The organism is Singulisphaera photorubra (genome assembly GCF_045290345.1).
Classification (GTDB): domain Bacteria; phylum Planctomycetota; class Planctomycetia; order Isosphaerales; family Isosphaeraceae; genus Singulisphaera.
The window spans coordinates 2421010-2435267 of sequence record NZ_CP155447.1 but is presented as its reverse complement, the minus strand read 5'-3'; the positions used below and the strand labels follow the sequence as shown (position 1 = coordinate 2435267).

Sequence of the window (14258 nt, the reverse complement as noted above, 5' to 3'; positions counted from 1 at the left end):
AGCGAAAAGAGAAAAAAATGAGGGCCCGCCGAATCAGTCGGCCAGGGGCGGGATGATCATGTTCTCGGCGAATTCCTCACGGCTGAGCAGCGGAGTCAGGTCTTCCAAGGGGCGGAGACCATGCGGCCGTCGGCAAGCTTCTTCGACGCCAACTTCGGCGCAAACGCCTGGGCGAGGTCGAGCATGACCTCGCACACCTGAGGGCCCGGCCCTGCGAGGGTCGCCGCGACCGCGGCGGCGAGGTCGCGATGCCGCTCGACCCGACGGAACGGGATTCCATAAGCATTCGCCAAGCGGCCGAAGTCGGGGAAGGACAGTCCACTGTCGAGCCCACAGCCCACGATGTTGTCGGCGAAGTAGTTCTGCTGCGTCTGGCGGATCGAGTGATAGCCCTGGTTGTTCAACACGAAGAGCTTGATCGGCAAAGCCCGGCCGACAATGGTCTGGAGCTCCTGAAGATTCATCTGGATGCTGCCGTCGCCGGCCAAGCAGACGACCGGCCGCCCGCCACTGGCGAGACAGGCGCCGATGGCCGCCGGCAGGTCGTACCCCATCGAAGCACAGCCTGAATTGGTGTAGAGCCTCTGGTGCTCCTGAATCTTGGCGGCCTGAAACGTCACCACGCAGGCCGTGCCATCACCGGTCACGACGATCTGGTCGTCCGGGACTTGGCCGAACAGGACATCCACAAAGCAGTATGGGTTTATACCCGACTCGGTCTCCCAGTATTCGGGAAGGACGGCCGGATACCGCCGCGCCCGTTCGCGCCCCCAGGCGAGCCAGGTGGAATGCTTGGGAGCCGGCGGTTCATGCACAAGCGCGCGAAGCCGGGGCAGGAAGTCGGCCAGATCGGCGTGAATCGCCAAGGCGGGGCGAATCGTCGGCTTCTTGAGTTCGGTCGCGTCGACGTCGACCATGACCAGTTCGGCGGCGCGTGCGAACTTCTTCCAGTCGTAACTGATCTGGCGGATATTGAGCCGGCAGCCGAGAACGAGCAGGAAATCCGCATTCTGCACGGCGAAGTTGCCCGCCCGGTCGCCGATCGTGCCCGGCCGGCCCACGTAGCATGGGTGCTCATTCCAGATCACGTCGTGCGCGTTCCAGGAGGTCGTCACAGGGACGCCCAGGGCCTCGACGAGTTCGAGGAAATCCTCGCGCGCCCCCGCGAGCCGCACGCCCGAGCCGGCCATGATCACCGGCCGCTCCGCCTTTTTCAGTCGCGTGAGCACATCCAGACAGGCACTGTCGAGGTCGTTCGTCGCGGCGATCGGATCTTCGTTCGGGTCATAACCCGGCAAGCTCGACTCATCGACGAGAGCGCCTTGCACATTGATCGGCACGTCGAGCCAGACGGGGCCGGGGCGACCGGTCCGTGCCAGATGGAGGGCCCGCTCGAGGTGGTAGCGGATCGACGTCGGTTCGGTGACCATCACCGCGTACTTGGTGATCGGTTCGACCAGGCGGATGATATCCACCTCCTGGTCGCCCAGTTGCCTGAGCGGGAGGCCCGTGCTCCGAACGAGCGTCTCCCACTTGACCTGCCCCGAGACGACGACCATCCCGAGCGAGTCGGTCCAGGCACCGAAGACACCGGTGATCGCGTTCGTCCCTCCGGGCCCGGTCGTCACGTTGACCGCCGCCAGCCGGTTGGTCAGCCGGTAATAGCTGTCGGCCGCCATCGTGCAGGCCTGCTCGTGGTGGCAGCAGACGTACTTGAGCCCCTCACACCGGCCAATGGCGTCGTTGAGGTGCATGGCACCACCGCCGGTGACCATGAACACGTGCTCGATTCCGTGCTGAAAGAGGGTCCGTGCGATGTAATCGGCAACTCGAATCATGGCGAATTCCTGACGTCGGACTCTGCTCCAAGACACAACACGCGATGGCTCAACCCCATCTGGGAGATCCTGTCGGCAATCTCCCGCTCGTGCAGCGTACTTGTGATCAAAATGGGATGGGCCATGTTCCGAATCTGCTCGGGGGCAAGCACCGGCACACCGCGAATGGTCTTACCATGGTGAATCGGATTGCCGTCGACGAAGGCCGCGATCTCGGCCTGGCCGAGCGAAGTCTCGGCGAGTAACTTCATCGCCAACTGCCCGGCACCCCAGACCAGGATCGGCCCCGACTGCTCCAGGGCACGCTGAATTTTGAGGTCGATCGCCCCGAGCAGCCGTGAAGATCCCGCGATGTAGGCCTCGATCGCGGGCTTGAGAGTCCGATCCTTCGTCAGTCCGTCGCCCTCGGAACTCGTCACCGAGCCGACTCCGACCGCGTAAATCGCCGGATAAGGCATCCCGGGCGAGGTCGTCAGCATCCGCCGGCCCGACTCGATCGGCTCCAGACCGCACACGGCCAGCAGATTCGCCAGCGAGACCGGCGAAAAATGATTAATATGTTCTGTATTGAAATCTTGAAACGGTGCGAAGAGAAATTCCACGTACCGGGTCGCGTCGGGAACCTCGACGTAGAGGATGGCCCCGGGTTTCATCACCGCCCGGACCGCCTCGAGGGCCGGTCGGAGTTCCCGGACGTGCTCCATCACGTGTGAGAGCAGGACCGCGTCCACAGCGCCGACTTCTTCCGGGAGCCGGGTGAGCAATCCGGCGTAGGCCTCGATCCCGAGTTGATCACGCACATAGCGAGCACAACCGGGCGAAGGGTCGACCCCGCAGAGGTTCTCATAGCCTCGAGCCTTCAAGGCGGCGAGTAGGCCCCCGTTGGCACAGCCGATATCGACGATCCTCGCCGAGCGGTCCGGAACGAAGCGAGCGAGGTCCGCCGCCGTTTCCTCGAGCCGCTCGGCGTCCCAAGGGGTCACGCCGCTGCCGGTCGAGGTCGTATTGTCCTCGTACTTGGAGAACTTCGCGTAGAAGGCGTCGTAGTCTTCCTGATTCGCGGGCGTGGAGGCGTACACGAACCCGCAACGGCCGCAACAGACCACCTTGTAGCCGTTGCGGAGTGGGTGATCCTCCGGAAGCACAAAGCGTTGCGTGTGCATATCCGCACATTCGTCCCCCCCGCAAATCGGGCAAGGCCGATCCAGAGGGGCCGCGACGGCATCGCCCTGGAGACTCGATTGCGCCATGAAAATGGATCCTCCTTCTCGAAGCTCCGGGCTCCGCCCGCCCGACGTCAGGAGCCGGCCTTCTCCCAATCCAGCGGACCAGGGGTCGACGACCCGTTCTGAACCGCGTAAACGTACCGCCTGCGGTTGCCGTCGTTCGCGATCGAGTCGGGGGGCGGCCCGTCGAAATTGAGTCGCTCCTTCTCGATCACGAGGGGGCGTTTCTGGACCTGGGTGTGGATCGCTCCGATGTACTCGCCGATGATCCCGATGAAGAAGAGTTGCACCGACGAGAACAAGAAGAGGCTGATCAGAATCGGAGCCACACCGACGCTGAACCAGTTCCAGAAGAGCAGTTTGGCGATGAAGTAGCCGATGGCCATGAGTAAGCACAATGCCGACATGATGAATCCCGCGATCGTCGCCACGCGCAACGGAACCTTCGAGTGGTTCGTGATCCCGAGCATGGCGATGTCGTAGAGCGAATAGAAATTATTTTTCGTGATTCCACGCCGCCGCTGAGGCTGTCGATAGGGGATCTTGCAACAGTCGAGTCCGATGTCCGCGATCAGGCCGCGGAAATAGGGGTGAGGATCGTCGATCTCCCGGAGAATCTCGATCACGCGATGGTCGTACAGGCCAAAGCCGGTGACGTGCTGCATGAGCTCGATGTCCGCCAGCTTCGCGGCCAGTCCGTAGTACATCGAGCGCAGGGCGTACATCAAAGGCTGCTCGTCCGATTCAGCCTTGACCCCGATGATGATCTTCGACCCTTCCTCCCAGCGTTTGATGAAGTCCGGGATCATCGAGGGGGGATCCTGGAAGTCTGACGCCATGAGGACCGTCGCATCGCCGTCGGACTGGAGCATCGCGTGGAAGGGCGACCGGATGTGGCCGAAGTTCCTCGCGTTCACGATCACCTTGACGTTCGGATCGGCGTGCGCCAACTCACGGAGAATCTCGACGGTTCCGTCGGTCGACGCATTATCGATATACAGATGCGAGTAGCGATATTGCGGAAGCTCGGCGAAAACCTGCTTGATCGCCTCGTAAAGCTCCCGAACGTTCTCCACCTCGTTGTAGCAGGGAGACACGACACAGATATGTTTGCGCCGTCCTTGCGCTTCCGGATCCTGGTCAGCGTGCATGAATGCCTCACGTGGCGAAGGATGGAGAAGGGCGGTCCGCCAGGTTCCGATGCCAACGGACAGTCCGGGCGATCGCGTCGTCAAAGTCGATCGAACCAAGGAGGCCCAGCTCGTCCCGCGCCCGGGCGGTCGAGGGGACGTAGCGCGTGACCGGGGCCCCCGGAGTGACTTTCCCTTCTACGACCCAGGCGACGCCCTCGGACTCGGCGATCCGGCGAGCCACGTCGCCGATCGTGATGGACTCTTCGCTGCCGACGTTGTAAGGGCGGGCCGGAACCCCGCGCAACAAGATCGACCAGAGCCAGACCATCAAGTCCCCTGCATACTGATAAGAGCGATAGGGGGTACCGTCGCCGGCGACCCGGACCGGCCCACCGGCCAGGGCGTCGCGCACGAAGTTCCCGACCGCGAAGTGGATGTCGAGCGGCAGGTAGGGCCCAACGAACGCAAAGCAGCGGGCGATCATCGCGTCCAGGCCGTGGGCGTGATACTCGTGCGCCACGAGATGCTCGGCGACCCGCTTCCCTTCACCGTAGGCCGATCGAGGATCGGTCGGATCGGGGGCACCAAGGTAGTCCTCTCCGACGTGGGTCAGCTCGGCGGGCTGGCGGCCGTAGACCGCCCCCGAACTGGTGAGCAGGAACCGCGAGGCTCCCGACCGACGAGCCAGCTCCAATGTTCGTCGCGTTCCCTCGACAATCGTGTCGAACATGACCCGCGGCGCCTCGGCGTTCAGCGTGGCGCTCGCCTCGGTGGCCGCGTGGATCACGTGCGAGAACGTACCCTCGGGATCGGCGAAGCTGCGGACATCCCCTTCGTGAAGCCGAACCGCCCGATGCCCGGCCAGGTGCGGCACCTTGCGGGCGAACGCCTCAGGGGAGCGGGTCAGCACCACCAACTCGACCCCGAGCCGGCGCTGGGCGTCGGCCCAGAGCAGGCTCTCGAGCAGCCAGCAGCCGAAAAAGCCCGTCCCCCCGGTGATAAACAACCGCGCCCCGCGGAGTTCCTCCCAGAGCGGCCCCACCTGATCGAGCACGTGGTCAAGGTCGTCGGCAAGCGGATTAGCCATGAACGGCCTCGCGGCAGTAATCCTCGAACACCGCGATCATGGAGTCGATCATGTCCGGTGAGAGCCCCGGATAAACGCCCACCCAGAGCGCCTGGTTCATGACAAAGTCGGTGTTGACCAGGTCGCCGATCTTGCGATGCTCGATATCCACGTAGGCCGGCTGGCGAAGCAGGTTGCCCGCGAAAACCAGGCGGGTGGCGATCTTCCGCGCATTCAAGAAGTTCACCAGCTCTCGGCGACTGAACGGAGCGCCGGGCCGAACCGCCAAGGGGAAGCCAAACCAGCTCGGATCCGAGCCAGGGGTGGCCTCCGGCAGAACCAGGAATTCCTCGAGCCCCGCGAGTCCGGCTCGGAGCCGCGTATAGTTGTCCCGGCGGGCGGCCACGAACTGGTCGAGCTTGGCCAACTGCGCCACGCCCACGGCCGCCTGCATGTCAGTCAGCTTCAGGTTGTAGCCGATATGCGAGTAAATATATTTGTGATCATAGCCCGGAGGCAGGTCGCCGAGCTGCCAGTCGAACCGCTTGCCGCAGGTGTTGTCCATGCCGGGCGCACACCAGCAGTCGCGGCCCCAGTCGCGGAACGATTCGACGAGCGTTTTGAGGCGGGGCCGATCGGTCAGGACGGCCCCCCCCTCGCCCATCGTGATGTGATGCGCCGGGTAGAAGCTGACGGTGGCCAGGTCACCGAACGTGCCGACGTTCTTTCCGTCGTAGGTCGAGCCGACGGCGTCGCAGCAATCCTCGATCAGCCAGAGGTTGTGCTCGCGGGCGAACGCCGTAACAGCGTTGAGGTCGAACGGGTTGCCCAGGGTGTGGGCGATCATGATCGCCCGGGTCCGACTCGATAACGCAGGCTCGAGCTGGGTCGGGTCGATGTTATAGGTCGGGATCTGAACATCCACGAACACCGGCACAAGATTGTTCTGGATGATCGGGTTGACCGTGGTCGGGAAACCGGCGGCCACCGTGATCACCTCATCGCCCGGCTGAAGGCGACGCTCGCCCAGCTTGGGGGAGGTCAGGCACGAGAGGGCCACGAGATTGGCCGACGACCCCGAGTTCACGAGCAAGGCGTGTCGCACCCCGAACCGCGCGGCGAATTCGCGCTCGAACTGCTCGGCGAACCGGCCCGTCGTCAGCCAGAAGTCGAGCGAGGAGTCGACCAGATGGACCAGTTCCTCATCATCGAAGACCCGCCCCGCGCAGGGCAAGGCGCTCGCTCCCGGCTCAAACGGACGCGGCGGGAACGCGGTCGCGTGATAGCGGCGGACCAGATCGAGGATCTGGCGTCTCAGGCTTTCGCTCGACTCATTCTCATTCATGAGAGAAGAAATCCCTGTACCACCGGATGGTGCGTGCCATCCCCTCGTCCAGGTCGAACAGCGGCGTCCACGAGAGCTCGCGCCTCGCCTTGGCGGCACTCAGGTACTGATGAATGATCTCGTTGGAGACCTCGTTGCGAATCTCCGGCACCAGATCGCTGCCCATCGCCCGAAGGATGGCTTCGACGAGGTCGAGAACCGTGACCTGGATCTCGTTGGAGAAGTTGTACGCCTCGCCCGCCAGCTCGGGCCGGTCGGCCAGGGCCTCGGCCAGGACGAGGTACGCGTTCGCCCCGTCCTCGACGTAGAAGTAGTCGCGGACGAACTTGCCGTCAGACCGGATCACCGGCCGCTGACCGCGGATCACCGAGCGAATCGTCCCGGGGACGATCCGGTTCCAGTTCAGGTCGCCACCGCCGTAGAAGTTGCCGCACCGGGTGATCGCCACCGGCAACTTGTAGCTGACCGCATAGGTGTGGGCAATCAAATCCGCACACGACTTGCTCACATCATAGGGGTGTTGCCCCTGCAAAGGAGTCGTTTCGTCGTAGGGAAGCTGTTCCTGGTCGCCGTAAGCCTTGTCGGACGAGGCAAGCACCACCTGCTTGACCGCGGGCGAGCGTCTGCAAGCCTCGAGCAGCGCCCAGGTCCCCTGGATGTTCGACTCGAAGGTCGAAACCGGGTTGCGGTTGGCCGTACCCACGATCGTCTGGGCGGCCAGGTGAAAAACCGTGTTGATCTCGTGCTCACCCAGGGCCCGCTCCAGCAGCCCTTGATCGCGAATGTCGCCACGGACCACCTTGACCCGATCGATCAAACCCTCGCGAATCAGGCCGCTCTGGGGCACCCAGTCACGGACCAGGCACGTGACGTCCGCGCCCACTTCGAGCAAACGGGTCACCAGCCAACCGCCGACCAGTCCCGTCGCACCGGTGACCAGAGTCGGCCTATCCAGCCAAAACCGGCTCATTTACCCCAAACCTTCCACGGCGCCTGGCCGCTGTCCCACAGGTCGTTGAGCGCCTTGTATTCGCGGTACGTATCCATCGCGAAAAAGAAGCCCTCGTGTCGGTAGATCATCAGCTCCCCCTGCTGTGTGAGCCGTTCCAACGGTTCGCGTTCGAGGATGCAGGTGTCGCCCGTGAGATAATCCAGGAGTCGGCGGTTGAAGACGAAGAATCCCGCGCTCGACCATCCTTCAATTTGCGGCTTCTCCGCGAAGTTGACCACGCGGTCCGAGTCGTCGACCTCGAGGGCGCCGAAGCGGGAATAGGGGCGGATGGCGGTCACGGTCGCCATCCGGCCATGGCTCTGATGGAACTCGAGGAGCCGGGTGATATCGACGTTGGCGACCCCATCGCCGTAAGTCACCATGAACGTATCGCCGTCCAGGTAACGAGCCGCACGCTGAATCCGGCCGCCCGTCATCGTCTCCTCGCCGGTATCGGCCAGCGTGACGCGAAAGTCTTGCTCTTCGTGGGCGTCGTGCAGTGTGACGCTATGCCGCTGCCCCAGACAAATCGTGAAGTCATTATTCATGGCTTCATAATTCAAAAAATAGTCTTTGATCATCTTGCCACGATAGCCCAGGCAGAGCACAAACTCCCGAAACCCATGGTGGGCAAACAGTTTCATGATATGCCAGAGGATGGGACGCTGGCCGATTTCCACGAGCGGTTTGGGACGGAACTCGGTCTCCTCGCGGAGCCGCGTCCCCTGCCCGCCGCAAAGTATCAAGACCTTCATGAGGAATCCCTTCCCAAATCAACCCGCGCCAAGGAGAACTCGGGGCCGGTCGGTTCGTTTAACCCTCAGCTTCTCGAGCTCAGCCCCTATCGAACCGAGCGATTAGCCCGTTTCCCAAGGTCGAGGATTTGCGACCCTCACAGATCCGTTGCGCATCGCCATTTTTCGCACTATACGACTTTTGCCAGAATTGGGCAAAGTCAACTCCGTGGCCGCCATCGCAATGAATTCATTCGGAATTCAACCGCCGTCGGAGCCTCCTGCGGCAGGTGGGTCTTTCGCCCTGCGCAGGGGGAGTGCGAGCGGCGAGGTTCGCACTCTACCCGCGGCTCATGCCATGCCCAAAACACGTCTTGACAGCTCTTACAAGCGTGCCGTCTGTGAGGTTGCCCATCAGTCGCAGGGAAAGCCAGATGCCATCCGAAAAGGCTACTCACGAGTTTATGCAATCAAGACAGGCGAACCATAATAATATCCCGACAATCTTCTTGCTCTTGATATCGCGAGAATGATAAGCTTTCCACCCGGAAGGTTTGAGGCCGACTTCTCGAGAGGTGATTCCCCGTTCTGTTGCTCCTCGAACAAAGGCTGAGGCGCAGCTTCACCCGCCATCTACGTCTGATGACGGATCGGGCACGGGGCATCACCGAGCAGGGGGATCGAAGCCTCTGGGCCGGAGCCTGGTTCCAGGGGATGGGCCCGCCCTGCGCTCCTCGCCGGTGACTCGAAACAAAAAAGCGGCCGGGGGAATGGTGGGGCTTGCACCTGCCCGACGCCCGACTCAAACTCGTCTCGCCCCAAACTCGACGCCGTCTTGGGGTCCGGGAAAGCTACCGATACGGCTGCACCTTCGGGGGTCCAACTGACTTTCCGGCCACGGGTTCCGCTCAAGTCCTGATTCGTCTTGCGGGAACGAGACCTGTGGTGACGGATTGTCGCCTCCACGCGAAGCCACGCCGGGACCGGTCCCTCGTCGCTGCCGGGGCCGAGTCCTGCAAGTGCTCACGAGCCGATAGCACCTCCGAGTCGGTCACACCTATTGAGAGACGGAACAATGCGGTCCCACTCGAAGCTTCGTGACCAGAAGTCCTCGGCCGGTCGGACACGAGGAGGTCGCCGCGGCGGCCGGGGCCGGCCGTTGTTTCTGTTGCCGGAGTTCCTCGAGTTGGAGGATCGAGTCACCCCAAGTGGGGCCGGGTTCACGCTCGATGATCGAACCGGGGATGTGCTCGCCATCGACCTGTCAATGCTCCCGATCGCGCCCGCCGGCTCGGGAGCCACATACGCGATGACCGGCGCCAAGGTTCAGAACGATCTCACGGCCATCGCCCTCGAACTCAAGCAGGAAGCAGCGATCCCGAAGCTTTCCGTGGGGGATCTGGTACTGACAAACAGCACGGCCACGTACGGTCGGATCGTGCATTCCGACCGTGAGGGCGTAAGCGGCCGCACGTTTGCATCCTCCGGACTGTTGTACCTCGCGGTCACCAGTACAGACGCCCCCTCTGGAGTGTTGCTCCCCGGGGACAAGTCGGCCAGCGACCCCGGGTTCCAGGGCAAGCTCACGCTGGATTTCACACGAACCGTCGGCAGCACGACGACCCCGTTCAGCGTGACCGTCAATGTCGCGGCAGGCTTTTCAACCAGTGGTCCTGGAGCGGTAACATTCGATAACTCGACTTCCACCGTCGTGCATCTGATGCAGCTCCAGCAGCGGCTCGATTACTTCGGTTACACGGACGACAAAGGCAACCCGCTCCCAGTCAACGGGGTGCTCGACAATTCCAGCACCAACGCGATCGCGGTCTTCAATGGCGCCGTCGCCAGCAAGAGCGTAACGGTTTCCAATAACCCTAAAGCCGTCGCTACCGACTTGACTCCCCTGGCCCAGGGCTACATCAACTCGAGCCTTGCGCCCCGTTGGAAGCGGATCGCAGCGGGCACAGGCTGGGTCATGGATACCAAGGAAGAGCTAGCGATCGGCTCGTCTAAACCTACGAAGCCCGAGTGGGCCACCGACTGGGCCTACGAAGCCCTGGTTCGGGCCGGCGCACGCCTTCCTAATGGGTTGAATAACCTTCGAGTCACCTCGCTGAGCGTGGCCGGAGGAGGTAGGACGACCGCTCACAATGGTCATCAAACCGGCCTCGACCTGGACTTGGGCCTGACGACGGCGGGGATCTGGTTCGACGACGTTTCCGCGGCGACTGGCCTCGGCTTGAACTCGCCGATCTGGGTGCAAGTCGCCATCGAATCCAGCGGTGCCTACACCACGAACATTGCGCGCAATCAAATTGTGCCCTTCGCCGCCTGGGACCGCGAATTCGTGCTTGGGAGCAACACACCCGACATTGGCAATCTCGATCAGGCCCTCAATACGCTCTACGAACACCGTGACTTGAACGATGCATTCGCTCGTGCCGTTCGTTCGTTTGCCCCCGCGGGTGGACCAGCCAACGAGACGAACGGGGCCAAATTTGACCAAGGGTTCATGAGCCTGTTCGCACTCCGTTCGGGTTACGATCGCGCCAAGACAACCCAGCAAATCCTGGCGTTCAAGGACGACACGACCGTCAAGGTCTTCTTCAACGACCCGATTGTCCGGCAGAGGCTCAATGATCAGGCCTTCGGCAAGCCCGTCTCCTTCATCGCCGGGCACGCCAACCATTTCCACGTCACCATCCGACCGCCGAAGATTCAGTTCTCACCCGCGGTCCGGCAGAACCTGATCGACGGCCTCTCCACGTTCGCCGACGGCCTCGCCTCACTGAACGCGATCGGTCCGCTGGCTCAACCCCTGCCCTTGCTCGGCGCGGTGCCGACGACGGTCCCGAACTCCACCGTCCAGCTCCCGACCGGCCTCCCTGCCGACCTGAGCCAGCAATTCCGCCTCGGCAGTGCACTCGACCTCCAAGGCTGGTTCCGCTCGGCCTTGATTCAACCCACACTCACCTACTTCAACGGCTTTAACACGCCCCCCGGTTCGCCCGACAGCTTCGCCCTGGCCGACCTGGCCGACGATACGCCGACCGCGGTCGGCCTGATGGCCCAACTGCAAGCGGCCGCGAGCGCCTCGGGAGGCGGGTGGACCCTCGGCGGATTGCAGGTCACGAGCACCGAGGACGAGATCCGATTCGGACTGACGCTGACGGTGACGAAAACGGTCTCGCGCGAGCTCGACCTCGGGGCCGTGGCCCGACGGGCCGGCCTGGCGCTCGGCCAGTCCTCTCCGACGGTGGACGTGACACTCACCGCGACGATCCCGCTCCAGTTCGGCATCAAGACCGACGCCGATCTCGCGCCGGAGGACGCGATCTTCATCAAGGCAGACGCGACACAGATCGCGGCTTCCCTCCAGGCCACGAATCTCAATTTCGGGCTGGATGTGGGCTTCCTCAGTGGCCAGGTGGTCGGTGGCAACATCGCTTTCAATGCCTCGGCCGCCGTCGGATTTCCCTCGGCCGACCTGTCACTGACCCAACTCAGGGCCGCTCCGCTGTCAGCGCTGCTGGGTGTGACGGTGACCGGGAGTGGGGGCGGCTCCGTCAGCCTGCCGGTCCAGGCCTCGATCGGCGGCACGGCGCTCACGGCCTCGCCGATCCCGATCACCCTGTCCGTCGCCGATGCCTTCGCGGCGGTCCCACCGACCCTGGCGACGCTGCCCGACGCCCTCAAGGTGTTCACCAACCTGTCGGCCTCGGACGTCCTCCAGTCGCTCGGGCAACTGGGCACCTGGCTGGGCGACTTTCGCAACACCTCCAGCCTGACCGCAAGCCTCCCCTTCACCACGGGCACGAGCCTGGGAAACGCGCTGGATCTGCCCTCCGCGCTCGCGGCCCAGCTCACTGGCATGCTGCAGGCCGGGGCGGGGACACCGACGTTCGCCACCGCCCAGCAACTCGCCGGGGCCGCCGCCTCCATCAAAGGGGTTCACTACGATGCGGCTGAGCATGTCCTCTACTACGACGTGCAGTTCGTCCATTCGTTCGACCCCCTCTCGGACGGCCTCTCGCTCGCGGGGGGCTTGGGCAACCTCGCCGGGATCAACACCTCGGGGAACCTGTCGATCCAACGGCAGGTTCGCGCCCAGTTCAAGCTCGGGTTCGACCTCGACCTCCCGGATACGGGAGAGACGACCCCGCTCCTGATCGACCGCGTGTTCGTCGTCCCCGCGGCGGCCGGCACGCCGACGTTCTCCGCTGGCCTGGATCTGGCCGCAACCGCAATCAATGCGTCGGCCCGGCTCGGCCTTGTCGGCCTCAACATCGCCAACGGTACGGCCAGCGGACACGTTGGGATCGACGTCTCGCTCCGCGACCCTGGCGCCGTGCCCGACGGCCGGATCACGCTCCGGGAGTTGACGGACCACCTGCTGTCGCCCGCCGACCTGGTCGGCACGCTCCTCGCTCCGGCGTCGATGAACTTCGTCCTGCCGGTGGCGGTGTCCCCCGCCCTGCCCGGCCTCGGGCTCCCCGCCGATGCCCAGGTGACCGCCTCCTGGTCGACGACCGACCTGGCCACCGCGGCGGCCCGCACCCAGCTCGCCTATCCCAACGCGGCGTCGCTCCGGAACACGTCGAGCCTGAAGTTCGCCGACGTGACCGCGGCGCTGCGGAGCGTTGTCGACTACCTCGGTAGCATCGAGGGACTTTCATTCGTCGGCCGCAAGCTCCTGGGGCTGAACCTCAGCCCGTCCGAGCTCCTGCAGTTCCGCGACACCTTCAAGGGGGCCGTGGATCAGATCGCCGCCAACCCCGACGGGGTGGCGGGCACGTTGACGCTCCAGGACCTGACCACACTGCTTCAGAGTGAGTCCCTCAAACTCAGAGATGTCGCAGTCTCGGTCGATGGCAACGCCCTGAAACTGGTGCTCACGAAGTCGTTTGAAACGTCGCGCCAGGTCCCCCTGAACCTCGACCTCCAGGCGCTCAATAGCGGGGCCCTGGGCAACCTGATCAATACCCAAGCCACGGCCTCCGGACAACTCGCCGCCTCGGCGGGGGCCACACTGGGCATTGCGCTCGGAATCGACTTGAGTAACCCGTCGTCGCCTCGCCCCTTCCTGTATGACAGCACCAACCCCGGCGGCGGCACAGCGCTGACGTTGACCACCGCCGTGTCGGCGGCGAATCTCAACTTCTCATCCGCGGTCGGACCGCTGAGCGTGGCTGTCGCGGGCGGCACCTTTGCGCTGGACTCCGACGGCAACGGTCCCCTCACAACCCCGGCCACATTCGCCGTCACCCTCACCGGCGACAACGGCACTCACCGGCTCTATCTCGATCACTCGCTTCTGTCGCAAACCACGGTCGCCGTCACGGGCAAGCTGGACCTGCAACTGCCGGTCTCGTTCCTGGGCAACAACGCGTCGGTCAATCTCTCGACGACACTGAGCGCGGCCGCCGGGATCACGAACCATCCACTCCCCGACTTCGCCGCGGCCGTGAATGGGGGCTCATTCAACCTCGACGCGGAGTTCGGAGCGGTCGTCGATGGCATCGCCGGGGCATTCGACCGGCTCAACCAGGCGGTCCGCTCAGCCTTGGGCGCTCAAATCCCACTGGTTGGCGGTCAGCTTGGCAGCACCGTCCGGTTCATCAGCGACATGAAAGACCGCGTGCTCCAAGGGCTGGCCAATCTGGCTACCAACGAGCGGACCGTGGGAGCCGTCCGGCGGACGCTCTTCCAGGCCCTCGGGCCGGGCGGCCTGAACTGGCTCAAGCCCATTGGCCACACCGGCCCGGTCACGGAAAACGACATCCGAGTCAGCCCCGATCCGGCTCAGATCACCACGTCGACCGAAACCGTGACCTTCGACCTCCAGCTCGGCCAGGCCCTGACGGTCGATCATGACCCGCAGAACCCGCTCGAGATCAAACTTGGGCTACCGGCGCTCGGCCTCTC

Annotated in this window: 7 protein-coding genes and 1 pseudogene (1 of these 8 running past the window's edge); 1 reads left to right on the top strand and 7 read right to left on the bottom strand. The window is 63.8% G+C overall.

The window, feature by feature from the left end:
• Positions 1-33 precede the first annotated feature (33 nt).
• From V5E97_RS09260 to rfbF, 7 genes and pseudogenes are all read right to left on the bottom strand, one after another.
• Positions 34-1838 (bottom strand): annotated as a pseudogene (locus V5E97_RS09260) (thiamine pyrophosphate-binding protein).
• Positions 1835-3088, bottom strand: a complete 1254-nt coding sequence (locus V5E97_RS09255) for a methyltransferase domain-containing protein (protein WP_406699037.1) — start codon at positions 3086-3088, stop codon at positions 1835-1837. The pseudogene V5E97_RS09260 and the gene V5E97_RS09255 overlap by 4 nt, the downstream one beginning before the upstream one ends.
• A gap of 47 nt (positions 3089-3135) precedes the next feature.
• A complete protein-coding gene (locus V5E97_RS09250; RefSeq protein WP_406699036.1) occupies positions 3136-4215 on the bottom strand; it encodes a glycosyltransferase family 2 protein in 1080 nt (359 codons plus the stop codon).
• 7 nt (positions 4216-4222) lie between these two features.
• Complete coding sequence (locus V5E97_RS09245) at positions 4223-5284, bottom strand: NAD-dependent epimerase/dehydratase family protein (protein ID WP_406699035.1); 1062 nt, start codon at positions 5282-5284, stop codon at positions 4223-4225.
• Positions 5277-6608 carry a lipopolysaccharide biosynthesis protein RfbH gene (rfbH, locus tag V5E97_RS09240; RefSeq protein WP_406699034.1) on the bottom strand — a complete coding sequence of 444 codons (1332 nt, stop codon included), beginning with the start codon at positions 6606-6608 and terminating at the stop codon, positions 5277-5279. The genes V5E97_RS09245 and rfbH overlap by 8 nt, the downstream gene beginning before the upstream one ends.
• Positions 6601-7578 carry an NAD-dependent epimerase/dehydratase family protein gene (locus V5E97_RS09235; RefSeq protein WP_406699033.1) on the bottom strand — a complete coding sequence of 326 codons (978 nt, stop codon included), beginning with the start codon at positions 7576-7578 and terminating at the stop codon, positions 6601-6603. Before V5E97_RS09235 ends, rfbH begins: the two co-directional genes overlap by 8 nt.
• Entirely contained in the window at positions 7575-8354 is a 780-nt protein-coding gene (gene rfbF / locus V5E97_RS09230) for a glucose-1-phosphate cytidylyltransferase (protein ID WP_406699032.1), read from the bottom strand. The genes V5E97_RS09235 and rfbF overlap by 4 nt, the downstream gene beginning before the upstream one ends.
• 1054 nt (positions 8355-9408) lie before the next feature.
• On the opposite strand from rfbF, the gene V5E97_RS09225 reads away from it, so the two are divergent.
• Positions 9409-14258, top strand: the 5' end (the start) of a protein-coding gene (locus tag V5E97_RS09225) for a golvesin C-terminal-like domain-containing protein (RefSeq protein WP_406699031.1). It continues 22480 nt past the right edge of the window; 4850 of the gene's 27330 nt are visible here — the first part of the coding sequence; its start codon is at positions 9409-9411; its stop codon lies beyond the right edge, outside the window.

Excerpts from the sequence above, each read along its gene's own strand:
- V5E97_RS09245 (WP_406699035.1), bottom strand. The coding sequence starts at position 5,284 with ATGGCTAATCCGCTTGCCGACGACCTTGACCACGTGCTCGATCAGGTG.
- V5E97_RS09235 (WP_406699033.1), bottom strand. The coding sequence starts at position 7,578 with ATGAGCCGGTTTTGGCTGGATAGGCCGACTCTGGTCACCGGTGCGACG.
- rfbH (WP_406699034.1), bottom strand. The coding sequence starts at position 6,608 with ATGAATGAGAATGAGTCGAGCGAAAGCCTGAGACGCCAGATCCTCGAT.
- V5E97_RS09255 (WP_406699037.1), bottom strand. The coding sequence starts at position 3,088 with ATGGCGCAATCGAGTCTCCAGGGCGATGCCGTCGCGGCCCCTCTGGAT.
- V5E97_RS09250 (WP_406699036.1), bottom strand. The coding sequence starts at position 4,215 with ATGCACGCTGACCAGGATCCGGAAGCGCAAGGACGGCGCAAACATATC.
- rfbF (WP_406699032.1), bottom strand. The coding sequence starts at position 8,354 with ATGAAGGTCTTGATACTTTGCGGCGGGCAGGGGACGCGGCTCCGCGAG.